We start from the raw sequence: 26,536 nt of genomic DNA, 5'->3' as shown, positions 1-26,536 counted from the left end.
CGGCGCCGCGAATGGCGGGGCATGATCTCGCCGATGGGGCGAAGGTCGATCCAGGGAGACCATTCATGACAATTTCACTGCGCAGCCTTTCCTTCGCTGCAGTCGCGGCTATTGCTTTTGCCGGCACGCCTGCCAGCTTCGCCCAGGACGCAATGGCGACCGATGCCATGGCCACCGATGCGATGGCACCAGACGCCATGATGAGCGACGACGATCTCAAGCTGTGCCTCGAACAGGCGGCGATGATCACCTTCCCGCATGTGATGGATGTGGCGTCGGCAGCCTGCCATGAGGCACACAACAGCCCAATGGGCGGGGACGCCATGGCGACGGATGCGATGGCGCCTGATGCCATGGCCACCGATGCCATGGCGCCCGCTACCAAGTAACGAATACGTGTTATCTGTCATTTTGCCCCGCACCGAGCCGTTGCTCATAGTGTGGGGCAGTTTGGTCCCAGGACCAGCGGGGGAAATATGAGCGACGTATCCGGCATGCCGGCGGCCAAGGGGCCGCTGATCTATCGTCAGTCGATCTGGACACGGGTGACGCACTGGATCTGGGCGATCTGCCTGTTCTTCCTGCTGCTGACAGGCCTGCAGATCTTCAATGCGCATCCGGCGCTCTATATCGGCCAGGAATCGGGCTTCGAATACGAGAACGCCATTCTTGAGATCGGCGCGTTCAATACCGAGGCCGGTCCGCGCGGGCGGACGACGATTTTCGGACAGACCTTCGACACCACTGGCGTTCTGGGCATGAGTGGCGCTGCCGAGCGGCCGGTATTCACGGCCTTTCCAGGCGCGGTGACAATTCCCTCCTATCGCGACCTCGGCACCGGGCGCGTCGTCCACTTCTTCTTCGGCTGGATTTTTGTCGCGACCATGCTGGTCTGGTTCGTCGCCAGCTTCATCAACGGCCATATCAGGCGCGACATCGTGCCTGGTCCGAGTGACATCAAGGGGGTGCCACGCGATGTCGCCGAGCATGCGACCCTGCGCTTCAAGCATGGACGCAGCTATGGTCCACTGCAGAAGCTTGCCTATTTCAGCGTGTTCTTCATCCTGTTTCCGCTGATCGTCGCCACGGGCCTCACCATGAGCCCGGGCATCAATGCCGCAGCGCCGTGGATGCTGGACCTGTTCGGTGGGCGGCAGACGGCGCGGACCATCCACTTCATCGTCATGGTTCTGCTGGGGGCATTCTTCATCATCCATATCGCCATGGTGCTGCTGGCCGGACCTTTCAACGAATTGCGCTCGATGATCACCGGCTGGTATCGCGCCAGCCCGGGCACGCCGAGCGTCGAAGGAGACAAGCCATGAGCCGGCTGATCACACGCCGCAACTTCCTGCGCAGCTCGGCCATTGCAGGGTCCGGGCTGGTGCTGGCGGGCTGCAACCAGTTCGACTTTCTCGGGTCCAAGGAAAACCAGGTCCGCAAGGTCATGGAGCAGGCCAATGTCCTGACCTATCAGGTGCAGCGACAGTTGATCGGGGCACAGACGCTGGCGCGCGAATATTCGGCCAGCGAGATCCGCCAGGGCATGAAGCCCAATGGCTCGGTGGAGCCGAGCACGCCGGAATACATGTTCCTGCAGGCGCAGAACTTCGCCAACTACAAGCTCACCGTCAAAGGCATGGTGGAGCGCGAGGTGAGTTTCTCGCTTGAGGAATTGCGTAATATGCCCGCGCACAGCCAGATCACGCGGCATGACTGCGTCGAGGGTTGGAGCTGCATTGCCAAATGGACCGGCACACCACTGGGGCCGATCCTCGACATGGCCGGGGTGAAGCCGGAAGCGCGGTTCTGCGTCTATCACTGCTTCGACAATATCCAGAGGACGCTCAGCGGGGACATTCTCTACTATGAGAGCTCCGACCTGATCGACGCCTACCACCCCCAGACCATCCTCAGCTATGGCCTCAACGACCAGGTGCTGCCGGTGTCCAATGGTGCGCCGATCCGCCTGCGCATCGAGCGGGCGCTGGGCTACAAGCAGCCCAAATACCTGCACACGATCGAGCTGGTCGATGACCTGTCACCGTTCGGCCAGGGCAAGGGCGGCTATTGGCCGGACCAGGGTTATGACTGGTATGGCGGGATTTGAGGGGAATCCGAAATCCCTGCAACCCCGTCATGCAGCGGCCCGCCGCGAATATCCTTGCTATTTCAGGCGCCTTCGCCCATATCAGCTGCATCGTCGCGGCTGAGGCTTAAGCCCAGCACATCATAATCGCGACGGACTTCTCTTCTTATCCCCTGCGGTGAGCGGCGAAGTCAGCCCGGAAACAGTTTGTCCGGGTTCGAGCCAGCACCCGCGCGATATCTCCCTTTTATCGCCCGATTGCACCTGTTGACCCGCCGACGCATTGCGTCCGGCGACATGCGCGCTTGCATGGTCCTGCGCGCGTTGCAGCGCCATATCGGCGCAGAAAGACGTGTCTTTTGAACGACTTCATTTCTCTCGGCCTGCCGACCGTACTCACCGACAGCCTGACTGCCGGCGGCTTTACCGAGCCCACCAAGATCCAGGCCCAGGCCATTCCCAAGCTGCTCGAAGGCCGCGACATGATGGGCATCGCCCAGACCGGTTCGGGCAAGACGGCGGCCTTCGGCCTGCCGATCCTGGCCGGCATCCTGACCCTCACCGGCCGTCCGCGGCCGCTGACCACCCGCGCCCTCATCCTTGCCCCGACGCGCGAGCTGGCCGTCCAGATCGACGAAGCCATCCGCAAGTTTGCTGGCAGCAAGATGAAGCTTGATACCGTGCTGCTGCTGGGCGGCGTGTCGCGCTACCATCAGGTCAAGCGCCTCGAGCGCGGCGTCGACATTGTCGTCGCCACCCCGGGCCGCCTCAAGGACCTGATGGACGACGGCAAGATCAAGCTCAACGAAACCCGCTGGCTGGTGCTGGACGAAGCCGACCGGATGCTCGACATGGGCTTCATTGCCCCGGTTCGTGCCGTGGTCAAGGCGATCGGCATAAAGCGCCATACCATGATGTTCTCGGCCACCATGGCCCCGGAGGTTGCAGACCTGGCCAAGAGCCTGCTGCAGGATCCGGTACGCGTCGATGCGTCGGTTGCCGGCTCCACCGTGGTCAAGATCGACCAGCGCGTGATCCTCTCCGGTGCCAAGGCCAAGCGCGGCGTGCTCAATGAGCTGCTGGCCAGCGAGACCGAGAACATGGAACGCGTGATCATCTTCTCGCGCACCAAGCATGGCGCCGACCGCGTCGCCAAGAACCTCGAGATCGACGGCCACAAGGCCGCGGCGATCCATGGCAACAAGAGCCAGAATGCACGCCAGGCGGCCCTCAAGGGCTTCACCACCGGCGACGTCCGCATTCTCGTGGCCACCGACATTGCCGCCCGCGGCATCGACGTGCCCGGCATCACCCATGTGGTGAACTATGAGCTGCCCGACGATCCGGAAAACTATGTCCACCGCATCGGCCGCACTGGCCGCAACGGCGCCTCGGGCATCGCCATCACCCTGTGTGACGGCACCGAGCGCGGCAAGCTGCGCGATGTGGAGCGCCTGATCCGTCGCACGCTGCCCTATACGGGCGACCTGCACCTGGCCAATGAAACCGGCGTCGTGGAAGCACCGCGCTCGGCCTACAAGAAGCCAAGCGGTGGCCGTCCCGGTCCGCGTTCTTCCAAGAATCCGCGTGCGCCGCAGGCTGACCGCCGCTCGCCCGCCGAGCGTCGTCCCTTCGCCGAATTCGCCAAGGATGTCGGTGGCCGCAGCCAGCCGCATCACCAGCCTTCGGACACCCCGCGTGCCCGTCCTGTCGATGCGACGCGCGCCCGTCCGGACAGCGCTCCGCGCACCCGCCCGGCAGAGGGCGGCGCCCCGGCGCGCGGCGTACGCCGCGACATGGAAACCGGCAAGCCGATGGCCAACAACAAGCCGGCTGGCGACAAGACCAAGCAGCGCTGGGGCAAGACGCAGAAGGAAGCGGCTCGCAGCAATGGCCGCTCCAATGCCGATCGCCAGCGCGGTCGCGCTTAGCGCCAAAATCGAATAGACGAAGGGCGGCCCTCGGGCCGCCCTTTTTGTTTGGAGCTGAGCATGACGACAATCGCAGTCATCGGACCGGGCGCGATCGGCGGTACCGTCGCCGCATGGTTGGTGCAGGACCCAGCTCTTGCGATCACCATCTGCGCCCGCACGCCGCTGGATGATCTGAGGGTCGAGACGCCGAGCGGGGTGATCACCGCGCGCCCCAAGGTGCTGACGGACCCGGCCCTGGCGCGACCGGTCGATTGGGTGCTGGTTGCAACCAAGACCTATGATGTCGACTCGACCGAGCCTTGGCTGGGTCATCTGGTGGATACCCATACGCGGGTCGCCATCATCCAGAACGGGGTGGAGCATGTCCGGTTGTTTTCCCACCTCGTCCCGGCCGAGCGCCTGGTTCCCGTGATGATCAACCTGCCGGCCGCACGCAGCGCGCCGGGACGGATCGTGCAGAGCCGGCATGGCATCATCGCCGTGCCGGCGGGACAGAATGGCGACGATCTTGTGGCCTTGTTTGCCCATACCGAAATCGAAGCGAGGGCCCATGCCGATTTCCTGTCGCAGGCCTGGGTCAAGCTGTGCGGCAATTGCGCTGCCATTGTCCCGGCGCTGACGCTGCGGGCGACAGGTCCGGTCTGGAGTGCGGACCTCGAAGCCATCGTGCGGGGGCTGGCCGAAGAATGTGCGGCCGTGGGGCGGGCCGAAGGCGCCGATATTGCGGACAGCGTGGTCGAGTCCACGGTGGCCAATGCCCGCAACATGGCGGAAGGGTCGACAGGGGGTTCCATCCATGCCGACCGGCTGGCCGGCAACCGGATGGAAATCGATGCGCGCAATGGCGTGATCGTCCGGCTCGGCCACAAGCACGGCATCGCGACGCCAATGAACCAGCTGCTGGTCACCCTGCTGGCGGCGTCCGGCAGCCCCTGGGTGAAGTAGGCTTACAGTCCCTTCACCGCCGGAGTCATCGCGGTGCGATCTGCCGATCCGGTCGGGCCGCCCTGTCCACCACCGGGTGGTTGGCCGCCGGCGGGCCGATTGCCGCCACCCATGGAGAAGCCCACGGCCGAGCTGGCAGTCGGATCGACGCCGACGATCATGGCGACGAGATATTCCTCATCCAGTTCCTTGATGAAGGCGAAGGCGGCGCGCGTCGACTGGGCGGCAATGCTGTCATTGGAATTGAGCGTATCGCGGTTTCCGGCTCGATCATTGTAGGGCGCCACATTGAGGTAGATGTATTCGCTCAGCGCATCGGGGAAGAAGATCTGGCCGGTGAGGATATTGGTCTCGTCGAGGAAGATCTTGAAATGTACATGGGTCGTGCGCCCGCGATACCAGCTGGGATAGACCGTTTCGAACTCGACAATGCCATTGTCGTCGGCGAACTGGGTGCCGCGCATGAAGGTCTGGCCAGTCGTGTCGATCGAGCCGTCGTCACCCTGGCCGGCATAGCCTGAATAGACGCCAGTGGCGTCGCAATGCCAGATGTCGACGCGGGCGCCGGGCATCGGCGCGCAGGCGCCGTCGACCACCTGCAGGCGAATGCGGGTGGGAATGCCGGGGCGGCCCTCGGTGATGTCGACCCGCTCCATAGCCGGATCGAAATAATAGGGGCCTTCGGTCACTTCGGGGATGATGGCGCAGACATCGGCGCCCTGCAGCAGGGCCGCGGTCTGGGTAACTGTGGCGCCGGCCTCTTGCGCGAAGGCCTGCTGGCTCATCAGCAATCCACCCGAGGCGGTTACGGCAACGGCCTTGAAGGCGTCACGACGATTTATCCTGGTCATCTTGCATTCCCTTGCTGCACCGGATCGGGCCATACCCCGCTCAACGCCGGCATCATGGGAATGTGATACTGCCCTGCAGCGCAAAAGAGGCGTTACAAGGCAGAGAGGTGGATGACGATTTGGTAAGGCGCCCATCAGGCGCTTCGGGCGTTAAGCGACCGACGCCAGATAGAGAATATCCCGCGTCGACGTACCGTCGCGTGCACTTGCCGGGGCCAGCCGTTCAAGGAAGCTCTGGCTCCAGTTGTCGATATTGTGCTTGCGCGCGGAGGCCATGAGCGACTGCCAGCGTTGCTTTCGTTCATCGAGAGACATGTCGAGCGCCATGCGCAGGGCTTCGGCCGTTTCATCGGTATCGAAGGGATTGACCAGAATGGCATCCTCGAAAATCTCGGCGGCGCCGGCAAAGCGGGACAGCACCAGCACGCCTGGATCGTCCGGGTTTTGCGAGCCGACATATTCATGGGCGACAAGGTTCATGCCGTCGCGCAGGGGCGTTACGAGGCCGACGCGAGCCAGCCGGTAAAGCCCGGCCAGGCTCGCCTGGCCGTAGGCGCGCTTCACATAGGTCAGCGGCTGCCAGTCGGGCTCGGCAAACCGGCCCATCACCCGGCCACACATGGCGTCCAGCGTGTCGCTGGTTTCCTGGTATTCCTTGATGCTGTCGCGCGAGGGCGGCGCCACCTGGAGCATATGCACCAGACGGCGGAAGCGGCTGTTGTTGGCGAGGAGCTTCTCATAGGCCTCGACACGTTGTGGCAGGCCCTTGGAATAGTCGAGCCGGTCGACGCCCAGAACGAGTTCCTGCTCACCCATGACGCGCTCCATGCGCCTGATCATCTTGGTGGCGGCGGGGCTGACGGCAAGCCGGGCGAACGCGTCGGGGTCGGAACCGATGGGAAAGGCGGCGACCTCGGTGCGGCCGAAATCGACCGATTGCAGCGGAGATCCCGACAGCGTCGAGGGGGTCTGGTGTTCGGCAAATTCGGTGAAGGCGGCGACATCGCGATTGGCCTGCATGCCGACCAGATCGTAGCGCGACAGGTCCCGCATCAGCTCCTGGTGGTGCGGAATGGCATAGAGTGCGTCGGTGGTCGGGAAGGGGATGTGCAGATAGAACCCGATGCGGTTGCGTACGCCCAGGTTGCGCAGCTCGCTGGCCAGCGGGATCAGGTGATAATCGTGCACCCAGATGATGTCGTCGGGCTTGAGCAGAGGCAGCAGCGCGCGGGCGAACTGCAGGTTGACCCGCCTGTAGCCCTCATACCAATGCGCCTCAATGGTCGCGAGGTCGAGGCGAAGGTGAAAGCTCGGCCAAAGGATCGAGTTGGAGAAGCCTGCATAATAGGCGTGATGATCGTCGCGGGTCAGGTCAATCTGGGCGACGGAGAGGCCATCGATATCTTCGATACGAGCGGTCGGCGCGGGGCTCTCCACCAGCTTTCCCGACCAGCCGAACCAGAAGCCCTCGCGCTCGGCCAAGACCTTGCGCAGGGCCACGGCCAAGCCGCCTGCCGCCGGACCCTTGCCCGGCGTACGGTTCGAAACAACGATAATTCGGCTCATGCAATGCCCCCAGTCAGTCCAGTTTAGTGTGTCAGTGCGGTTTCGCGATCGCGCGCGGCGATGTCTCCCAGTCCCCGGATCAGTGCATGCACGGAGGCGACATTGGGAATGCGCATGCGTGCCGCGGTTTCGCCGTCGCCCAGCTTGATGCCGACGCCGCCCAGGTCCTGGGCAGCGATAAAGCCATCTTCGTCTGTGACGTCATCGCCAATGAAAATTGGCGTGCGACCGATAAACGGTTCTTCCCGCATGAAGGCGCGCAGGGCCTCGCCCTTGCTGACGCCGAGCGGCCGTGCCTCGAGCACCATCTTGCCCGGCACCAGGCCGAAGCCCGCAGTGTCGCGGACGGCTTCTTCCATGGCGCTTCGCACGGCGGCCTCGAGCTCGGGCGCCTGGCGATAGTGCAGGGCGACAGCGCCCTCCTTCTTTTCCAGCAGCAAGTCCGGATTGGCAAGGATCAGCGGCTGCACGGACTTCGCAATGGCTTCGGCACCACGGACTGTCGCGGGGTCTATGGCTTCGAGCACGCCGTCGGCGCGTCGACGCTGTGTGCCATGGGCGCCGGCGACCGGCAGGTGCAGTGGCGCCAGATATTTGTCGATGTCGGCGATCTCGCGACCGGTCAAGACAGCAAAGGCGCTGTCCAGTTCGCGCATGGCGTGCCGCAGCTCCTCAAGCAGCGTGTCGGCAACTTCAATGGCATCGGGAGTTTCCGCGAGTTCTACCAGCGTGCCGTCAAAGTCGGTGAAAATGGCGAGCTGGGGTACTGCGCGGGAAACGGTGTCGATCTGCGACATCTTCTGGGCCTTCCAAGAATGGGTCGGAAACAGAACGCGCTTTGGCAGGATTGGTTCGCTTCACATGGCTGACATGCGGGAACCGGTATTCTGAACAGAAGATTAATGCGCCATTGGTTCGGCGTTCAAACCCTTGGGGCTAACAGAAGAGTCATGCGTCACCTAATGCCCGGATTGAACAAGATGTCCCAGTTCCTCCTCACCGCGCTTTTTGCGATTGCGCTGAGCTTCCTGACCTTCGCCGCCTCGTTCGCCGAGGTTCCGCGCAGTGAACTCGTGTCGCTCGCGGTCACCCAGCAGTAGTTCAGGCCAGGGGGATGCCTTTGGCACCCTTGCCGTTCTGGTAGGTGGCCGAGAGGTCACCATAGAGCCCATTCAGATCGTCGAAACGCCCGAGCAGGGCTTCCCGGTGGTCCCGGTCGAGGCCGGCGATCATCTGCACGATATTGTGGCTGGTCCAATAGCGATTGGTACGGTTGTAAAGCGGGCGGTCGGGCGGAACCGAATCCTGGCCGGGATCGGGCACCGCATAGACAGCCTTCAGGATCTGAATGTCATAGGGGATGGCGAAAGCGTCCCGGCTGTCTTCGTGGCTGAACAGGTAGTAAAAATTGTCAAAGCCTGACCAGGTGATGCCTGAAAGGCAGAGCGAACAGGGTTCGTGCGTGGCGAGGAACAGGCAATTCTTGACGTCAGGCCGCTGATCCGCCGGCAGCTCGAAGAAACGCTTGATGGCATGCATTTCGCCGTGCCAGAGCGGATTTTCGATTTCGTTGTTGGTCTCGGCGACCACTACGGACAAATCAGATTTCCGCAGGATGGCCGCACCGAAGAGCTTGTTGCCCCGCGCGACGCCGTTGCGGGTCACTGGGGCGATGTCGCGTTCGATGACGTCGAGCAGGCGGGAGACGAGAAGAGCGGTATCCATGGTGGCCCCAATTGCGTGGCCCGAGCCTAGCCACACGGAGCCGGGTTGGAAAGCCTCAGTCTTGTCTGACGAGGCCGACCAGGGGCACGCCTGCAGCGTCGACCAGTTTGAGGGAGTTGCCCGAAAGCTCGTAACCCACGGTAGCGCCGAGCGCGGCGAAGAAGCGGGTCTCCTGGGCCATGATGTCAGGGGCGCAAGCCATGCGCGTACCGGCGATGGGGCCGAAGGCCAGGGGCGGTTCGGTGAAGCCGGCTTCGGTGAAGTAGTTGTTGCAGCCACTATTGCCGCCGGCGCGGTAGTCGGCCGCAATCGAGAATGTGACCTTGCTCCCCGGCAGGGTTGGTTCACCGCCGATGCTGGTGACGGTCCAGATGGTTTCGAGCAGGGGGTTGGGTGTCTCGACCGGTGGAAGGATGGTCTCTTTCTGCTCATGGGGAGGATCTGGCGAGAGGGTGACCAGGATAACGGTATGGGTGGGCGCCGCAGGATCGACCGGCACGGGTTGCTGGCTGCGGAAGAGCGTTCGTCCCTCGCTGCGGATTTCGGCGACAAGGCCATAATCACGGTCGGGCCTGATGACGTTGCTGCGCACGTCGAGAGCAAATTGCAGCGGCGCACTGGCCCGACCGACAGTGTCGGCGGTGGCGCCGGCGACGGGTATCGCCCCCGGCAGGGCAACCAGCGTAATCCGGAGTTCCACGCCCGCCGGCAGGGCGATGCGCTCGCGATAGGTGACTTCGCCGGAGAAGGTGATGTCGTCGGCCGCTGCCGGCAGCACGAAAGCAAGCAGCGCAAACAGCGCCATGGCACAGCGAATGAGCCGCGTGGGCAACATGATGATCTCCATCCCTGGCCACCAAACTAGCGCAGGGGCGTTTCGGTTGCGAGGCTGGATGGATGGCAGGGTTTACGGCGCTGCGATGGGCCCGCTAGCGCGCCACCGTCCAAGGCGGATCGAAGTGATGCTCTTCGAGATTGTTGCCCTCGCCGCCCCGGTCGACGACGATGAAGTCACTGACAGCCTCCAGCGGGGTCAGCACGCCGTGCCAGGTATTCATGGCTATATTGACGCCTTGGCCGGGGACGGGCTGGAAGGCGCGGAGACGGACGGGAACGCCACCCTCGTCCTCGGCGACGATGACCAGCCAGGGATTGGCCGAAAGCGGGTAAAAGGCCTGGCTGCCCAGGGGGTGTCGCTCGACGAGACGCAGCGTCAGCGGCAGAGCATAGGGCTGGCCGCGAAAGATCGAGATCAGCGGCCGGGCATGGACCCCGCCCAGTTCGACCCGCGCCAGATCATGATAGCGCTCGGTCATGCCGTTGTTGATCTTGTAGTGCTGGGCGTCGTCGATCTCGATCACCTGCCCGAACGACGCGAAGGCCGCCGCGGTCAGGGGCTCGATGCGGATCGCGTTCATTTCGGCAATCCCAGCTTCATGTGCCGGTTGACGTCCTTGTACAGCAGATAGCGGAAGCGGGCCGGTCCGGCATAGCAGGCCTGCGGGCAGAAGGCGCGCAGCCACATGAAATCGCCCGCTTCCACCTCCACCCAATCCCGGTTGAGCCGGTAGACGGCCTTGCCCTCCAGCACATAGAGACCGTGCTCCATGACATGGGTTTCCTCGAAGGGTATGACCGCACCGGGCTCGAGGGTGACGATATTGACATGCATGTCGTGACGCAGGTCGGTGGGATCGACGAAGCGTGTGGTGCCCCAGGTGTTGTTGGTGCCGGGCATCCAGATGATCGGCTCATCCTGCTCGTTGGCAACGAACGCGGTGGGCGATGCCACCCCTGCGACGGCCTCATAGCGCTTGCGCACCCAGTGGAAGCGCGTGGGGGCGGTGCCCTTGTTGAAGAGCGACCAGCTGCAGCCGGGCGGCAGGAAGGCATAGCCGCCGGGCTTGAGCAGGTGGCTCTTGCCATCAACGACAAGGCTGGCATGTCCCTCGACCACGAAGATGACCCCTTCAGCCTCCGGTTCGGGCTCGGGCTGGGACGAGCCGCCGCCGGGCATGACCTCCATGATATATTGCGAGAAGGTCTCGGAAAAACCCGACATGGGTCGCGCAATCACCCAGGCACGGGTCTGGTCCCAGTGCGGCAGATAGCTCGTAACGATGTCGCGCATCACGCCATGTGGGATAAGCGCATAGGCCTCGGTGAAGACGGCGCGGCCGGTGTGAAGTGCGACTTGGGCCGGCAGGCCGCCGGGCGGCGAGGCATAGGTTGAGTCGGCCATTATGGTCCTGGGCAGTGCGGGTTCGCGTGGCGCGAACTCAGGCGGTCTGGCGATAATCGGCGACGATGCGGCCGGCGGCAAGGGCTTCCTGCTCGTAGGCGGTCCGCCGCCAGCTTTCTCTGAGCGCCGCCGCGTACCAATCCTGCATCGCGGGCAGGTCGAGCAGGCGCCGGGCATAGGCGGCGGCCGGTTCGCTCAGCTGCAGATTGTAGGTCTGCACGCGGAAAGCGACAGCAGTGAAGAAGGCATCTACGGCCGTGAAGCGTGCGCCGGCAAGGAACGGACCACCAAACCGGCTGAGGCCGGCGCTCCACAGCGCGTCAATGCGGGCAATGTCCTGCGCTAGGCCGGCAGGGATCGACGCGAGTTCGATGCGAAGGCCGACATTCATGCCGCAGATATTGCGCAGGTTGGGGAAGCCGGAGTGCATTTCCGCGGCGGCGGAGCGGGCAAAGGCCCGGGCGGCGCGGTCCTCCGGCCAAACCTGCCTGTGGCTCTCGGCCAGATATTCGGTGATGGCGAGCGAGTCCCAGACCACTGTGTCGCCATCGATGAGGCAGGGGAAGCGACCGCTGGGCGAGACCCCGGCGAAAGTGAGGCCCGGTCCATCGTTGAACGGGCGCACCTGTTCGTCAAATTCAATGCCCAGCACGCGCATCAACACCCAGGGACGCAGCGACCAGGACGAGTAGTTCTTGTTGGCAACGTAGAGCGTGTACATGAGCGAGCCTCCCTACATCGCGCATAGCGCCTTGGCAGCCGCGCTGCAAGCCAGGCCGCGCAAGGGGTGGTTAGGGTTACCAGATCTTCAACCTTTGGCGCGACAATGTCGGTTATGTACCAGCGTTCTGTCCATCCCGGGGTCGCGCCCCATTCCTGGCTGCAGCACTATCTGCCATGGCTGGGTCTCTTCGCGCTGATGCTGGGCCTGTCCCGGGAAGAGCCCGATATCGGCTTCGACCCGGATGAGTTGAACGGGTAGCCTCGCTCCCGTAATCACCCCAGCAACGCCTGCAGCCGCAGGAGCGCAATCCGCTCGACCTGCGTGCAGGCAGTGGCAAATTCCAGCTCCGCGCTATTGTCGATCCGCCGCTCGAAGGCCGCCAGGATCGACGCCTTGGTATTGTCGCGCACCGCGATGATGAAGGGGAAACCGAATTTCTCCACATAGGCGGTGTTGAGCGCGCTGAAGCGCTCGCGCTCGGCGTCGGTCAATGCGTCCAGACCGGCCGAGGCCTGTTCGGCCGTCGAGGCCTCGGTCAGGCGCCTGGCGGCTGCCAGCTTGCCGGCGAGATCGGGATGGGCCCGCAGGACGGCGAGGCGCTCCTCCGGCGTTGCCAGGCGGAACTGCGTGCGCAGCGCGAAATGGAGGCCGACCGCGGTATCGTTGGCCGGGGCCAGTTCGCCCTCCCAGGCGCGTTCGGCGATCCAGGTTGAATGCTCGAAGATCGACCCGTAGCGGGAGACGAATCCGGCCTTGTCGAGCTGGGAGGGAATGACCTCTGGGGCGATATAGGGATGCTCCCTGGCCCAATGCTCGGCGATGGCGAGGCGCGTTGGCACCCAGACCTTGTCGAAGCCCTTGATGTAGTCGACAAACTTCTTGAGTCCCTGATAGCGGCCGGGCTGGCCGACGAGGCGGCAATGCAGGCCGATCGACATCATCTTGGGCGCGCCGGCCTGGCCCTCGGCATAGAGGCAGTCGAAACTGTCTTTCAGAAACTGGAAATACTCTTCGCCGTTATCGAAGCCCGAGGCGGTGACGAAGCGCATGTCGTTGGCGCTCAGCGTATAGGGAATGATGAGCTGCGGGCGGCCGTGATGCACGCGCCAATAGGGCAGGTCGTCGTCATAGGTATCCGAGACATAGGCGAAGCCGCCTTCCTCCGAGACCAGGTCGACGGTGTTGAGCGAACACCGCCCGGTATACCAGCCGCGCGGCCGCTCCCCGGTGGCGATGGTGTGGATCCGGATCGCCTCGGCGATCTGCTGGCGCTCGATATCGGCCGGCATATCCTTGTGCTCTACCCACTTGTAGCCGTGGCTGGCGATTTCCCAACCGGCCTCCTGCATGGCGGCGAGCTGGGCCGGCGCGCGCATCAATGCGGTGGCGACGCCATAGATGGTGACGGGCAGTTGGGCTTGGGTAAACAGCCTGTGCAGCCGCCAGAAGCCGGCGCGGGCGCCGTATTCGTACATGGATTCGATGTTCCAGTGGCGCAGGCCCGGCCAGGGCGCGGCGCCCACGACGTCAGCGAGGAAGGCCTCCGAGCCGGCATCGCCATGCAGGATATTGTTTTCCCCGCCCTCTTCGTAGTTGAGCACGAACTGCACTGCCACATGGGCCCCCCCGGGCCAATTGGCCTTGGGCGGATTGGGGCCGTAGCCATGCATGTCGCGGGGATAGCGCATCGGTCTGCTCGCGTCTGGTGTTTGCAGAATAGTATGAGTCTGGAACCGCAGAACAAGATGCACAAAAATGGACCAGATGGTAAAAAATGGGCATTGCGCAACGGCGGTGATGCGGTAGTCTTGCCCTGGGGACGACGGACGGAGCAATCATGGCGGGTAGTGGACGCCTCACGACGCATGTACTGGACACCATGCACGGCAAGCCGGCGCGTGGCATGCGAATCGAACTGTTATTCGTCCATGGCGACCACACTCACCATATCGCCGACAGTTATACCAATGCCGACGGGCGGGTGGATCAGCCTCTGCTCGACGAAGCGCAGTTCCAACATGGCGAGTTCGAGCTTCACTTCCATGTCGGGCAGTATTTCGAGCGGCTGGGCGTCGAGCTCGAAACGCCCTTCCTCGATGTGGTGCCGATCCGCTTCACGATTTCCGAGGACAAGCATTATCACGTGCCCCTGCTGGTCAGTCCCTTTGCCTATTCCACCTATCGGGGGAGCTGAGGCATGACCGAGGTTTCGGGCGCCATCCGCTTCATCCTAAACGACGAGGAAATCAGCCTTTCCGACGTCAAGCCCGATGCCACGCTGCTGGACTGGCTGCGGCTGGAGCGGCGCCTGCGCGGCTCCAAGGAAGGCTGCGCCGAGGGCGATTGCGGGGCCTGTACGGTGCTGGTCGGCCGGCTGATGGGCGACGAGATCATCTATGACTCGGTGACCGCCTGCATCCGCTTCGTGGGCAGCCTGCACGGCACCCATGTGGTGACTGTCGAGCATCTGCGCGGCAAGGAGGGGCACCTTCATCCCGTGCAACAGGCCATGGTGGACGAGCACGGCAGCCAGTGCGGCTTCTGCACGCCGGGCTTCGTGATGAGCCTTTATGGCCTCTGGATGCGCGATCCGGACCCCAGTCAGGCGGCGATCGAAAAGGCGCTGCAGGGCAATCTCTGCCGCTGCACGGGGTATGCGCCGATCATCCGTGCCGGCAAGGCAATGTCCAGCTATGGCCGGCCCGAGGGCGATCCGCTCTGGGCCGAGCGCATCGCGCTCAAGGGCAAGATCAAGGCGATCAATGACGGCAAGCGCGTCGAGATCGGGGAGGGCGCGGCGCGGATCATCGTGCCGGCGAGCCTCGACGACTTCGCTGCTGTCTATGAGGCGCATCCTGATGCCACCATCGTCAATGGCTCGACCGATGTCGGGCTGTGGGTCACCAAATTCATGCGTGCCATCGGGCCGGTGATCTTCATCGGCCATCTGCAGGAGCTCAAGCGCATTGCCGAGAATGACAGCGAAGTGCGCTTCTATGCCGGCGTGAGCTATTCGGAAGCGCTGCCGGTGATTGCGGCGACCTTCCCCGATATGGCCGAACTTTGGAACCGCATTGCGGGTGAGCAGATCCGCAATATGGGCACGATCGGCGGCAATATCGCCAATGGATCGCCCATCGGCGATACACCGCCACCCTTTATCGCGCTGGGGGCCAAGCTGCATCTGCGCCGCGGCGAACACCGGCGCGAGATCAAGCTCGAGGATTATTTCCTCGCCTATGGCAAGCAGGACCGGCAGCCCGGCGAGTTCGTCGAGAGCGTCACCATCCCCCTGCTGCCAGCAGGCGAGAAATTTGCCTGCTACAAGATTTCCAAGCGCCGCGAGGAAGATATCTCGGCGCTGTGCGGGGCGTTCCGGGTCTTTGTCAGCGATGCCGGCATGGTGGGCATGGCCCGCATCGCCTTTGGCGGCATGGCAGCAACGCCCAAGCGGGCCAAGGCCGTCGAGGCCGCCCTGGTCGGCAAGGCCTGGACCATGGAGACGGTGGAGGCTGCAATGGTGGCCTTCGCCGAGGATTATCAGCCGATCTCGGACATGCGGGCCAGCGCCGAATATCGCCTGCTGACCGCGCAGAACCTGCTGCGGCGCTTCTTCCTTGAAACCACCGGCCAGGGGCAGCGGCTCAAGCGGGAGGTGGCATGAACAAGCACGAAGCGCCGATCAGCCTAGCCAGCCTTCATACGTCCACCCGCCATGACAGCGGGCCCAAGCATGTCACAGGCACGGCCGAATATATCGACGACATGATCGAACCGGCTGGTACGATGCATGCCTATCTGGCGCTGTCGACACGGGCGCATGCGGAGATCGTCGCCATCGACTATGCGGCCGTTCGATCCGCGCCGGGCGTCATCGGCGTGCTGACGGCTGAGGATATTCCCGGCGAGAACGACGTCAGCCCCAGCCACAAGCATGACGAGCCGATCTTCGCCATCGGCAAGGTGCATTTCTGGGGGCAGCCCCTCTTCGCCGTCATTGCCGAGACGCGTGATCTGGCCCGCCGGGCGGCGCATCTGGCCAAGGTCGAATACCGGGATCTGCCTTACGCCACCGATATTCGTGCCGCGCAGGCAGCAGGCGGACAGCTGGTCACCGAGCCGCTCAAGCTGGAACGCGGCGATATCAAGGCCGGCCTCTCCGCTGCGCCACGCCGGGCCAAGGGCAGTTTCGAGATTGGCGGGCAGGACCATTTCTATCTCGAAGGCCAGATTTCCATGGCCGTCCCGGGGGAGGATGAGGACGTCACGATTTTTGCTTCCACCCAGCATCCGAGCGAGGTGCAACTGATGGTGGCGGCCGTGCTGGGCATTCGCCAGCACGCGGTGACGATCAATGTGCGCCGCATGGGTGGTGGCTTTGGCGGCAAGGAAACCCAGGGGAACCTGTTTGCCGCGGTGGCGGCGCTGGCCGCCAAGAAGTGGAACCGCACCTGCAAGATCCGGCCCGATCGCGACGACGACATGACCGCCACCGGCAAGCGGCACGATTTCGTGGTCGATTATGACGTGGGCTATGACGATACGGGCAAGATTCACGCGGTGGATGCGGTCTATGCCGCCCGTGCCGGCTTTTCGTCAGACCTGTCTGGCCCGGTGACCGACCGTGCCCTGTTCCACGCCGACAATGCCTATTGGTATCCGGCGGTGCGGGTGCGCAGCGAGCCGCTCTACACCAATACTGTCTCCAACACCGCCTTTCGCGGATTTGGCGGGCCGCAGGGCATGCTGGCGGCCGAGCGGTGGATCGAGGATATCGCCTATGCCCTGGGCAAGGACCCGCTGGCGATCCGCAAGGCCAATTTCTATGGCACCCACACCGACAATGTGACGCCCTATCACCAGACGGTGGAAGACAATATCGTTCACCGCGTGGTCGATGAGCTGGAGGCCTCGTCGGACTACCAGGCGCGCCGCGCCGCAATCGTCAAATACAATGCAGGCAGCCCGATCCTCAAAAAGGGCATCGCCCTGACGCCGGTCAAGTTCGGCATCTCCTTCACCGCCACCTGGTACAATCAGGCCGGCGCGCTGGTGCATGTGTACAAGGACGGCTCGATCCATCTCAGCCATGGCGGCACCGAGATGGGGCAGGGGCTCCATATCAAGGTGGCGCAGGTGCTGGCCGATGCCTTTGGCGTCGGGCTCGACAGCGTCAAGATCATGGCGACGTCGACAGGCAAGGTGCCCAACACTTCGGCCACCGCAGCCTCGTCCGGCTCTGACCTCAACGGCATGGCGGCGTGGGACGCGGCCGAACAGATCAAGACGCGGCTGCTGGCGCATGCGGCTCGCCTCTACAATGCCGATGCAGGCGACTGCCATTGGGTGCAGGGCGGCATGCAGGTCGGCCGCAAGTTCGTGCCCTTTGCCGAACTGGTCGCCTCGGCCTATCTCAATCGCGTGCAGCTTTCCGCCGCCGGCTTCTATGAGACGCCCAAGATCCACTGGGATCGCGCCACCGGCCGGGGGCGTCCATTCTACTATTTCGCCTATGGCGCCTCGGCCAGTGAAGTCACCATCGACACGCTGACCGGCGAATATGTCGTCGATCGCGTCGATATCCTGCATGACGTTGGCAAGTCGCTCAATCCGGCTATCGATATCGGCCAGATCGAGGGCGGCTTCATCCAGGGCATGGGCTGGCTCACCACCGAGGAGCTGGTGTGGGACGACAAGGGCCAGCTGCGCACCAAGGCGCCCTCGACCTACAAGATCCCGCTGGCCAGCGACGTGCCGCCGATCTTCAACGTCAAACTGGCCGAATGGTCGATCAATGCCGAGCCGACCATCGGTCGCTCCAAGGCCGTCGGCGAGCCGCCTCTGATGCTGGCGATGAGCGTGGTCGAAGCGCTCTCGATGGCGGTGGCGAGTGTCGCCGACTACCGGGTAGCGCCGCGGCTGGATACGCCGGTGACGCCGGAGCGGGTGCTGATGGGCTGTGAGCGGATGAAGGGGGCGCGGGGGTGAGGGCACGTCTCGGCATCGGAGTACCCCCACCTAGCCTCCCCCTGATAGGGGGAGGGACCGCTCCGTTCCTGAACCGCTATCGAGGCAAACTCGATGGGCCCGTCCCCCTATCAGGGGGAGGTTGGGAGGGGGTATCCTCTTCAAAATGGGCCGTATGCTCATGACCCGCCTCACCCAACTCACCAATTTCCTCGCCGCCAATCCCCACGCCATCGCCTGCGAGCTCACCTCAGTTCGCGGCTCATCCCCCCGCGAGCAGGGCACGTTCATGCTGGTCGGCCCCGCCGACTTGTTCGGCACCATCGGTGGCGGCGCCCTCGAATACATGGTCATCGAGCATGCCCGCCGGCTGATCGCCAACGGCAAGGCCGAAGAGGCCATGGACGTGCCGCTTGGCCCCGAAATCGGCCAATGCTGTGGCGGCCGGGTCGAAGTGAGCCTCAATTATGCCGATGCCGATATGCGGTCGGCGCTTGCGGCGCGGATTGCCGCCGAGGATGCCGCGCTGCCGCATGTCTATGTGTTCGGTGCTGGCCATGTTGGCCGGGCGCTGGCGCAGATCCTGTCGCTGCTGCCGGTGCAGCTTGAGGTCATTGATACAAGGCGCGAGGAACTCGACCTGCTGCCGGCCGATATTGCAGCGCATGCCGTTGCCATGCCGGAAGCCGTGGTGCGTTCGGCCCCCGAGGGCAGCAGCTATGTGATCCTTACCCATGACCATGCGCTCGATTTCCTGATCGCCCAGGAAGCACTGGCGCGGACCGACGCGCCCTATATCGGCATGGTCGGCAGTCGGACCAAGCGGGCGCGGTTTGCCAGCTGGTTCAAGACCGAAGGCGGGGACGCCCGGGCGCTCGAACAGCTGGTCCTGCCCATCGGACAACAGGGCCTTGGGGATAAACGGCCGGCGGTTATCGCGGCACTGGCGGCGGCAGAAATTATGGTTCACATTGGGCAACGGGAAGCTGAAATCGCGCGGGCACGCGCCCCCAGAACCAAGGGGGCGGTGATTGGACGCTAGTATGCCGTATCGGCTTGAATTGACCGGCATTACCAAGCGGTTTCCAGGCGTTCTCGCCAATGACAACGTGACATTTGCGGTCAAGCCGGGCGAGATCCATGCGCTGCTGGGCGAAAACGGCGCCGGCAAGTCCACCCTGGTCAAGATGATCTATGGCATCATGCAGCCCGATGCCGGCGAGATCCGCTGGGATGGACAGCCTGTCGTGGTGCCCAATCCCAAGGCGGCCCGCAAGCTCGGCATCGGCATGGTGTTCCAGCACTTTTCGCTGTTCGACGCGCTGACCGTTCTCGAAAATATCGCACTTGGCATGGATGCCAAGATCCCCTCGCGCGAGCTTGAGGCCCGCATCCGCGAGATCATGGGCCGCTATGGCCTGCTGCTCGATCCACATCGTACCGTGGCGACCCTGTCAGTGGGCGAGCGGCAGCGGATCGAGATCGTGCGCGCATTGCTGCTCGATCCAAAGCTGCTGATCATGGATGAGCCCACCTCGGTGCTGACGCCGCAGGAGGTGGAGCAACTGTTCGATGTCCTGCGCAAGCTGGCGGCGCAGGGTTGCTCCATCCTCTACATCTCGCACAAGCTGCATGAGATCAAAGCCCTGTGCGACACGGCGACCATCCTGCGCGGTGGCAAACTGGTCGATACCTGCGACCCCAGGCAGGAGACCAGCCGCTCGCTGGCCGAGAAGATGATCGGCGCCGGCCTCAAGGACATCGTGCGGGGCGAGGGCCGGACGCTGGGCCTGCCCAAACTGGTCGTCTCGCGGCTCTCCACCGTCAAGACCGGGCATTTCGACGTGCCGGTCGACAATGTCAGCTTCACCGTTCGCGCCGGGGAGATCTTCGGCATAGCCGGGGTAGCCGGCAACGGGCAGAATGCCCTGCTCGATGCGATGAGCGGGGAAGTGCGCGGCGGCGACAAGGATGCCATTACCCTTGACGGGTTTCCGCTCGGTCTGCTGGATACGACGGGGCGCCGCAAGCGCGGCCTTTGTGCCGTGCCGGAAGAACGCAATGGCCACGCCGCCGTGGGTGATTTCACGCTGAGCGACAATTCGGTGCTCACGGCGCGCGACCGGCTGGGCATGGTGATGATGGGGCTGATCAGCTCAGGCGCCGCCCGGACCTATACCGGCAAGGTGATCGCCGACTTCGCCGTCAAGGCGCTGGGGCCGGGCTCGACCGCTGGATCGCTGTCGGGCGGGAACCTGCAGAAATACATCATGGGCCGCGAGATCCTGCAGAACCCCAGCGTGCTGGTGGTGAGCCAGCCCACCTGGGGCGTCGATGCCGGCGCTGCGGCGGCGATCCATCAGGCGCTTGTCGACCTGGCCGCGGCCGGTTCGGCCATCGTGGTCATCAGCCAGGATCTCGATGAGCTGCGTGCACTGTGCGACACGCTGGCGGTGATCAATATGGGGCGCCTTTCGCCGGCTCGCCCGACCGAGGAGATGAGCGTTGAAGAAATCGGCCTGCTGATGGGCGGCGTGCATGGAGCGACGGAGGTGCATGATGCAGTTCCGGCTTGAAAAGCGCCGCGAGCCGTCCAAGGTCATGGTCTATGCGACCCCGGTCGTGGCCGTGGTGCTGACCATGGTGGTGGGCGCCATCATCTTCTCGCTGATCGGCTATGACGGCGTCGGCGCGGTGCGCGAGATCTTCCTCACCCCGCTGACCAATTCGTTCAAGTGGCAGGACCTTGGGGTCAAGGCGGCGCCGCTGATCATCATCGGCGTCGGCCTGTCGATTTCCTACCGGGCCAATGTGTGGAATATCGGCGCCGAGGGGCAGTATATTATCGGCGGGCTGGCGGCCACCTGGGTCGCGCTGGCCACCCATGGCATGACCGGGTGGTGGATCCTGCCGACCATGTTCGTCGCCGGTATGCTGGGCGGCGCGGCCTATGCGTCCATCCCGGCGCTGCTCAAGACGCGCCTCAACGTCAATGAAATCCTGACCTCGCTGATGCTCACCTATGCGTCGGTGCAGCTGATCTATTACCTGGTGCGCGCGCCCTGGAAGGACCCCATGGGCATGGGCTTTCCGCAGACCCGCATTTTCTCGGAGGCCGCACGCCTGCCGACGCTCATTCCCGGCACGATCGTGCATCTGGGCGTGCCCATCGCCATCGTGGTGGCGCTGATTGCCTGGTTCATCATGTCCCGCTCGGTGTTCGGCTACCGCATGCGCGTGGTGGGGGCGGCGCCCCATGCGGCGCGCTATGGCGGGTTCAGCGAAAACAAGACGATCTGGCTGGCTTTGCTGGTCAGTGGCGGTCTAGCGGGCATGGCCGGCATGCTGGAAGTGGCAGGGCCCTTCCAGCGCATGGTGCCGGGCTTTCCGACCAATTACGGCTTCACCGCCATCATCGTCGCCTTCCTCGGGCGGCTCAATCCGCTGGGCGTGATCTTTGCCGGCATCGTCATGGCCATCACCTTTGTCGGTGGCGAGGTGGCGCAGACCACGATCGGGCTGTCCAGTTCGGCCACCGGGGTGTTCCAGGCCATGATGCTGTTCTTCCTGCTGGCGGGGGATATTCTCATCCGCTACCGCATCAAGCGCGTGGTCCCGGCGGCGGAGGTGCGCGCATGAGCCCGGAACTGATCATTGCCATCATTGTCACCGTGGTGGGTGCCTCGACCCCGATCCTGATCGCTGCCTTGGGCGAGCTGGTGGTCGAGCGCTCTGGCGTGCTCAACCTCGGTGTCGAGGGCATGATGCTGGTGGGCGCGATCACCGCCTTTGTGGTCGTCTTCCTCACCGGCAACCATTATCTCGCCATCCTGCTGGCGGCGGCGGCGGGGCTGGGCACGTCGCTGATCTTCGGCTTCCTGACGCTGAGCCTTTCCGCCAATCAGACCGCTACGGGCCTGGCGCTGACCATTTTCGGCACCGGCTTTTCGGCGCTGGCCGGGCAGGGTTACAGCGCCAGGCCGGTCACGCTGCTGGGGCCGCTGTTCCCGTCGGAGCTGGCAACCCATCCCGTCTGGCGTGTGCTGTTCGGCTATTCCGCGCTGGTCTATTTCGCGCTGATCATGGTGGTCGCCATCTGGTGGTTTCTCAAGAAGACCCGCGCTGGCCTCATCCTGCGCGCCGTGGGCGAGAATGACCTGTCGGCCCATTCGATCGGCTATTCGGTGATCGGCGTGCGCTACCTGGCGGTGATGTTCGGCGGCGCCATGGCGGGTATTGCCGGCGCATGCTTTCCGCTGCTGCTCACCCCGCAATGGGCCGAGCGCATGACGGCCGGGCGCGGCTGGATCGCCGTGGCGCTCGTCGTGTTCGCTTCCTGGCGGCCGTTCCGCCTGCTGGCCGGGGCCTATCTCTTCGGCTTGGTCATGACCATGGAGCTTTATGCCAAGGCCGGAGGCGGCCCGCTTTCGGTCGTGCCCTCCGAGCTTTGGGCGGCTCTGCCCTATCTCGCCACCGTCGCCGTGCTTGTGCTGATCTCGATCCGGCGCGATGCTTCCACCAATGCTCCGGCCTGCCTCGGCAAGCCGTTCTTGCCTTCCAATTGAGGCGGCGGCAATGACCGCCTCGATCACCAACGAAAAGCAATCCTCAGGAGAAACGAAATGACCCTATCTCGTCGCAATGTCCTCAAGGCCGGTGCGGCCGCGGCTGCCCTGCCGCTGCTCGGCACCAAGGCCTTCGCCCAGACCGAGCCGCTCAAGGTCGGCTTCATGCTGATCGGCACGCCCAATGACAATGGCTGGAACTATGGTCATGCCACGGGTGCCAAGTTCATGAAGGACACGCTGGGTGATCTGGTCGCCGAGCCCACCATCGTCGAGAACGTGCCGGAAGGCCCCGATTGCGAACGCGTGCTGCGCGAACTGGCCCAGTCCGGCCACAAGCTCATCTTCGCCACCAGCTTCGGCTATGGCGACTATGTCATCAAGGTTGCCCAGCAGTTCCCGGACGTAAAGTTCGAGCATGCCACCGGCTACCAGCGCTCGGACAATGTGGCGACCTACAATGCCCGCTTCCATGAAGGCCGCGCCGTCTGCGGCACCATTGCCGGCCATCTCTCCAAGACCGGCAAGGCGGGCTATATCGGCTCGTTCCCGATCCCGGAGGTGGTGATGGGCATCAATGCCTTCGTGCTGGCGGCCCGCAAGGTGAACCCGGAATTCACCATCACCCCGGTCTATATCTCGACCTGGAATGACCCGGCCAAGGAAGCCGACGCGGCCCGCGCCATGATCGACCAGGGCATCGACATCATTGCCCAGCATACCGATGGTCCTGCTGCGCTGCAGGTTGCCGAAGAGCGCGGCATTGTCGGCGGCTTCGGCCAGGGTGCCGACATGGCGGCCTTCGCCCCCAAGGCCCAGCTGACCTCGATCATCGACCATTGGGGTCCGACCTATGTGCAGTCCGCTCAGGCCGTGATCGATGGCACCTGGACCAGCGCCGACCGCTGGCCGGGCCTCAAGGAAGGCGAAGTGCAGATCGGGCCGTATAACGAGTCGATCCCGGCTGACGTCGTGGCCGCCGCCGAAGCTGTCAAGAATGGCCAGATCGACGGCTCGTTCAACATCTTCACCGGCCCGATCAATGATCATACCGGGGCGGAAAAGGTCGCTGCCGGCGTGACGCTGACCGATGCCGAGCTGCTCAGCATGGATTGGTATGTCGAAGGCGTGAACCCGCCGGCATAAGCCGCGCCCAACGTGATTTGAGAGGGGCGGGTCTCGGCCCGCCTCTTTTTGCGACGACCATTCGGATTGTGGGTGGTGGTTGCCTTCTCCCCTTGAGGCAGAAGGTGCCCGAAGGGCGGATGAGGGGTGGCGAGCTATCGGCGCCTCCGGGCATGCGAATGGCTGGACACCCCTCACCCGTCTCGCGCTGCGCGCGATCCGCCCTCTCTCAAGGGGAGAGGGGACGAAGGAGAAGACGATGCCCGATTATGCGATTTTCTATGAATGGCTGAGCTTTGCGGTCCGCTGGCTGCATGTGATCACGGCCATCGCCTGGATCGGCTCGTCCTTCTATTTCATCGCGCTCGACCTGGGCCTGCGCAAGACGCCGAGCCTGCCGCCGCTGGCGCATGGCGAGGAGTGGCAGGTGCATGGGGGCGGTTTCTACCACATTCAGAAATACCTGGTGGCGCCGGAATTCCTGCCCGAACACCTGACCTGGTTCAAATGGGAAAGCTACTGGACCTGGTTTTCCGGCCTGATGCTGATGGCGCTGATCTATTATGTCGGGGCCGATCTTTATCTCATCGACCGCAATGTGCTGGACGTGCCGGCCTGGGCGGCCATCGGCCTGTCGATCGGCTCCATCGTGCTGGGCTGGGTGCTTTATGACAGCCTCTGCAAGTCGCCGATCGGTAATTCGACGTCCGGGCTGATGCTGGTGTTGTTCGCCATTCTCGTGGCCATGAGCTGGGGCTATACCCAGCTGTTCACGGGCCGTGCGGCCATGCTGCATATGGGCGCCTTCACCGCGACCATCATGGCGGCCAACGTGGCCATGATCATCATTCCCAACCAGAAGATCGTGGTGGGGGATCTCAAGGCCGGCCGGGTGCCTGATGCCAAGTATGGCAAGGTCGCCAAGCAGCGCTCGCTGCACAACAACTACCTGACGCTGCCCGTCATCTTCTTCATGCTCTCGTCCCACTATCCGCTGGCCTTTGCCACGCAGTGGAACTGGATCATTGCCAGCCTGATCTTCCTCGTCGGGGTGGTCATCCGGCACTATTTCAACACGCGCCATGCCCGCAAGGGCAATCCGCACTGGACCTGGCCGGTGGCGGTCATCCTCTTCATCATCATCGCCTGGCTGTCGTCGGGCCCGAAACTGCCGGGCTCGGCAGGTGAGGAGGTGGCGTCTCGGGCGGCCGAACCCTTTCTCGCAGCAAGCCATTTTGCCGCTGCCAGCCTGACCGTGCAGACCCGCTGCGCGATGTGCCACACCGCCGAGCCAGCCTGGCCCGGCGTTTATCAAGCACCCAGGAATGTCGTGCTCGACAATGATATCGCCATCGCCAACCACGCAAAGGATATCGCGATCCAGGCCGGCTATGCCCATGCCATGCCGCCGGGCAATGTCAGCGAGATGACGCCTGACGAGCGGGCGCTGATCGTCGAATGGTTCCGTGAGGGTTCGGGGCCATGAGACGGACCATTCTGCGCGGCCGCGTGCTGACCTTCGTCAGCGAGCCGCAGGGCATCGATGACACCGCGAGCTACCGCTATCTCGAGGATGGTGCGATCACCATTGAGGATGGCAAGATCATCGCTGTTGGCGATTTTGCTGCCGATGACAGTGCAGAGGTTATCGACCACCGCCCGCACCTGATCCTGCCCGGTTTTATCGACACGCATCTGCACTATGTGCAAAGCCAGATGATCGCCTCCTATGCGGGGTCGCTTCTCGAATGGCTCAATACCTACACCTTTGTGGAAGAGCAGAAGTTCAGCCAGCAGGGCCATGCCAGCACCGTCTCGGCCGCCTTCTTCGATGAGCTGATCCGTCACGGCACCACGACGGCCGTTGCCTATTGCTCCAGCCATCCTCGTTCGGTCGACGCCTATTTCGGCGAGGCGGCGAAGCGCAACATGCTGATGGTCGGCGGCAAGGTGATGATGGACCGCAACGCGCCCGAGGCGCTGTGCGACACCGCACAGTCCGGCTATGACGATACCAGGACGCTGATCGCGCGCTGGCACGGCAAGGGCAGGGGCCTCTACGCCATCTCGCCGCGCTTTGCCCTTACCTCGACCCCGGAGCAGCTGGACGCGGCCCGGGCCCTGGTGGCCGAGTATCCCGATTGCTACGTCCAGACCCATCTCAGCGAGAATGCCGCCGAGATCACCTATGCGATGGAGCTCTATCCCGGCTCGCCGGATTATACGGGCATCTATGAGGATTTCGGCCTGCTGGGTCCCAGGACACTGCTCGGGCATTGCATTCATCTCAATCACCGCGAAACCCAGGTGCTGGCCGAGACCGGTGCGGTGGCGGTGTTCTGCCCGACGTCGAACCTGTTCCTGGGCTCGGGCCTGTTCGACCATGAGAGGCTCAGCAAGGCGGGGGTGCGCATCGGCGTAGCCACCGATATCGGTGGGGGCACCAGCTTTTCCATGCTGCGCACGCTCGACGAGGGCTACAAGGTGCTGCAGTTGCGCGGTCAGCGGCTGACGCCGCTCAACTCGTTCTACATGATGACCCTTGGCAATGCGCGATCGCTCTCGCTGGAGGGCACGATCGGGGCCATCGCGCCGGGCAATGCCGCAGACCTCGTCGTGCTCGATGCCGGCGCCACGCCTGCCATGGCATTGCGCCTTGCGACGGCAAGTTCGCTCGTTGAAGAGCTGTTCCTGCTACAGACTCTCGGTGATGACCGGGCCATTGCCGAAGTCTATGTTGCAGGCGCAAGGGCGAAGTCGACTTTAGGCGGGTTGTGAGGGCAATGGCCTTGCCCTAGTTTGC

Annotated in this window: 25 protein-coding genes; 16 read left to right on the top strand and 9 right to left on the bottom strand. The window is 63.8% G+C overall.

Annotated features, from left to right (window positions below):
- Positions 1-65 precede the first annotated feature (65 nt).
- The 5 genes from ACLI1C_RS14630 to ACLI1C_RS14610 all read left to right on the top strand — a co-directional run bounded on the left by ACLI1C_RS14630 (position 66) and on the right by ACLI1C_RS14610 (position 4,968).
- A complete protein-coding gene (locus tag ACLI1C_RS14630) occupies positions 66-389 on the top strand; it encodes a pentapeptide MXKDX repeat protein (protein WP_411397891.1) in 324 nt (107 codons plus the stop codon).
- Positions 390-476: 87 nt separating this feature from the next.
- The gene (locus ACLI1C_RS14625; RefSeq protein ID WP_411397890.1) at positions 477-1,325 is read left to right on the top strand and encodes a cytochrome b/b6 domain-containing protein; all 849 of its coding nucleotides are present in this window, start codon (positions 477-479) and stop codon (positions 1,323-1,325) included.
- Positions 1,322-2,110 carry a molybdopterin-dependent oxidoreductase gene (locus tag ACLI1C_RS14620; RefSeq protein ID WP_411397888.1) on the top strand — a complete coding sequence of 263 codons (789 nt, stop codon included), beginning with the start codon at positions 1,322-1,324 and terminating at the stop codon, positions 2,108-2,110. Before ACLI1C_RS14625 ends, ACLI1C_RS14620 begins: the two co-directional genes overlap by 4 nt.
- A 338-nt stretch (positions 2,111-2,448) precedes the next feature.
- A complete protein-coding gene (locus ACLI1C_RS14615; protein ID WP_411397886.1) occupies positions 2,449-4,020 on the top strand; it encodes a DEAD/DEAH box helicase in 1,572 nt (523 codons plus the stop codon).
- A gap of 60 nt (positions 4,021-4,080) precedes the next feature.
- Positions 4,081-4,968, top strand: a complete 888-nt coding sequence (locus tag ACLI1C_RS14610) for a 2-dehydropantoate 2-reductase (protein ID WP_411397885.1) — start codon at positions 4,081-4,083, stop codon at positions 4,966-4,968.
- A gap of 2 nt (positions 4,969-4,970) precedes the next feature.
- On the opposite strand, the gene ACLI1C_RS14605 is transcribed toward ACLI1C_RS14610, so the two are convergent.
- From ACLI1C_RS14605 to ACLI1C_RS14570, 8 genes are all read right to left on the bottom strand, one after another.
- Positions 4,971-5,819: an intradiol ring-cleavage dioxygenase gene (locus ACLI1C_RS14605; protein ID WP_411397884.1), complete on the bottom strand. Its 849-nt coding sequence runs from the start codon at positions 5,817-5,819 to the stop codon at positions 4,971-4,973.
- A gap of 150 nt (positions 5,820-5,969) precedes the next feature.
- On the bottom strand, positions 5,970-7,385 hold the full coding sequence (locus ACLI1C_RS14600) for a trehalose-6-phosphate synthase (RefSeq protein ID WP_411397883.1): 1,416 nt from the start codon (positions 7,383-7,385) through the stop codon (positions 5,970-5,972).
- Between the two features lie 23 nt (positions 7,386-7,408).
- A complete protein-coding gene (gene otsB, locus ACLI1C_RS14595; RefSeq protein WP_411397882.1) occupies positions 7,409-8,182 on the bottom strand; it encodes a trehalose-phosphatase in 774 nt (257 codons plus the stop codon).
- A 304-nt stretch (positions 8,183-8,486) separates the two neighbouring features.
- On the bottom strand, positions 8,487-9,110 hold the full coding sequence (locus tag ACLI1C_RS14590; RefSeq protein ID WP_411397880.1) for a nucleoside deaminase: 624 nt from the start codon (positions 9,108-9,110) through the stop codon (positions 8,487-8,489).
- A gap of 55 nt (positions 9,111-9,165) precedes the next feature.
- Positions 9,166-9,945 (bottom strand): META domain-containing protein, encoded by a 780-nt coding sequence (locus tag ACLI1C_RS14585; RefSeq protein WP_411397878.1) that lies wholly within the window; start codon positions 9,943-9,945, stop codon positions 9,166-9,168.
- Positions 9,946-10,039: 94 nt separating this feature from the next.
- A complete protein-coding gene (locus ACLI1C_RS14580) occupies positions 10,040-10,528 on the bottom strand; it encodes an ureidoglycolate lyase (RefSeq protein WP_411397877.1) in 489 nt (162 codons plus the stop codon).
- Positions 10,525-11,352, bottom strand: coding sequence for a bifunctional allantoicase/(S)-ureidoglycine aminohydrolase (locus tag ACLI1C_RS14575; RefSeq protein WP_411397876.1), 828 nt, complete (start codon positions 11,350-11,352; stop codon positions 10,525-10,527). The genes ACLI1C_RS14580 and ACLI1C_RS14575 overlap by 4 nt, the downstream gene beginning before the upstream one ends.
- A 37-nt stretch (positions 11,353-11,389) precedes the next feature.
- A complete protein-coding gene (locus ACLI1C_RS14570) occupies positions 11,390-12,073 on the bottom strand; it encodes a glutathione S-transferase family protein (protein ID WP_411397874.1) in 684 nt (227 codons plus the stop codon).
- Positions 12,074-12,187: 114 nt separating this feature from the next.
- On the opposite strand from ACLI1C_RS14570, the gene ACLI1C_RS14565 reads away from it, so the two are divergent.
- Positions 12,188-12,334, top strand: coding sequence for a hypothetical protein (locus ACLI1C_RS14565; protein WP_332687505.1), 147 nt, complete (start codon positions 12,188-12,190; stop codon positions 12,332-12,334).
- A gap of 14 nt (positions 12,335-12,348) precedes the next feature.
- On the opposite strand, the gene puuE is transcribed toward ACLI1C_RS14565, so the two are convergent.
- On the bottom strand, positions 12,349-13,764 hold the full coding sequence (gene puuE, locus ACLI1C_RS14560) for an allantoinase PuuE (protein ID WP_411397872.1): 1,416 nt from the start codon (positions 13,762-13,764) through the stop codon (positions 12,349-12,351).
- 149 nt (positions 13,765-13,913) lie between these two features.
- Here puuE and uraH point away from each other — a divergent pair, with 149 nt between their 5' ends.
- From uraH to guaD, 10 genes are all read left to right on the top strand, one after another.
- A complete protein-coding gene (gene uraH / locus ACLI1C_RS14555) occupies positions 13,914-14,270 on the top strand; it encodes a hydroxyisourate hydrolase (RefSeq protein ID WP_411397870.1) in 357 nt (118 codons plus the stop codon).
- A gap of 3 nt (positions 14,271-14,273) precedes the next feature.
- A complete protein-coding gene (gene xdhA / locus ACLI1C_RS14550; RefSeq protein WP_411397869.1) occupies positions 14,274-15,740 on the top strand; it encodes a xanthine dehydrogenase small subunit in 1,467 nt (488 codons plus the stop codon).
- Positions 15,737-18,064, top strand: a complete 2,328-nt coding sequence (gene xdhB / locus ACLI1C_RS14545; protein ID WP_411397868.1) for a xanthine dehydrogenase molybdopterin binding subunit — start codon at positions 15,737-15,739, stop codon at positions 18,062-18,064. The genes xdhA and xdhB overlap by 4 nt, the downstream gene beginning before the upstream one ends.
- Before the next feature lie 145 nt (positions 18,065-18,209).
- Complete coding sequence (gene xdhC, locus ACLI1C_RS14540) at positions 18,210-19,085, top strand: xanthine dehydrogenase accessory protein XdhC (RefSeq protein WP_411397867.1); 876 nt, start codon at positions 18,210-18,212, stop codon at positions 19,083-19,085.
- 1 nt (position 19,086) lies between these two features.
- Complete coding sequence (locus tag ACLI1C_RS14535; protein WP_411397865.1) at positions 19,087-20,619, top strand: ABC transporter ATP-binding protein; 1,533 nt, start codon at positions 19,087-19,089, stop codon at positions 20,617-20,619.
- Positions 20,600-21,682 carry an ABC transporter permease gene (locus ACLI1C_RS14530; RefSeq protein WP_411397863.1) on the top strand — a complete coding sequence of 361 codons (1,083 nt, stop codon included), beginning with the start codon at positions 20,600-20,602 and terminating at the stop codon, positions 21,680-21,682. The genes ACLI1C_RS14535 and ACLI1C_RS14530 overlap by 20 nt, the downstream gene beginning before the upstream one ends.
- On the top strand, positions 21,679-22,608 hold the full coding sequence (locus ACLI1C_RS14525) for an ABC transporter permease (RefSeq protein ID WP_411397862.1): 930 nt from the start codon (positions 21,679-21,681) through the stop codon (positions 22,606-22,608). The genes ACLI1C_RS14530 and ACLI1C_RS14525 overlap by 4 nt, the downstream gene beginning before the upstream one ends.
- A gap of 57 nt (positions 22,609-22,665) precedes the next feature.
- Positions 22,666-23,754, top strand: coding sequence for a BMP family ABC transporter substrate-binding protein (locus tag ACLI1C_RS14520; protein WP_411397860.1), 1,089 nt, complete (start codon positions 22,666-22,668; stop codon positions 23,752-23,754).
- Positions 23,755-23,992: 238 nt separating this feature from the next.
- The gene (locus ACLI1C_RS14515; protein ID WP_411397858.1) at positions 23,993-25,219 is read left to right on the top strand and encodes a urate hydroxylase PuuD; all 1,227 of its coding nucleotides are present in this window, start codon (positions 23,993-23,995) and stop codon (positions 25,217-25,219) included.
- Entirely contained in the window at positions 25,216-26,511 is a 1,296-nt protein-coding gene (gene guaD, locus ACLI1C_RS14510; RefSeq protein WP_411397857.1) for a guanine deaminase, read from the top strand. The genes ACLI1C_RS14515 and guaD overlap by 4 nt, the downstream gene beginning before the upstream one ends.
- Positions 26,512-26,536: the final 25 nt, after the last annotated feature.

Source organism: Devosia sp. XGJD_8 (assembly GCF_046614475.1).
Classification (GTDB): Bacteria; Pseudomonadota; Alphaproteobacteria; order Rhizobiales; family Devosiaceae; genus Devosia.
This window is presented reverse-complemented; position numbering and strand designations above follow the sequence as displayed.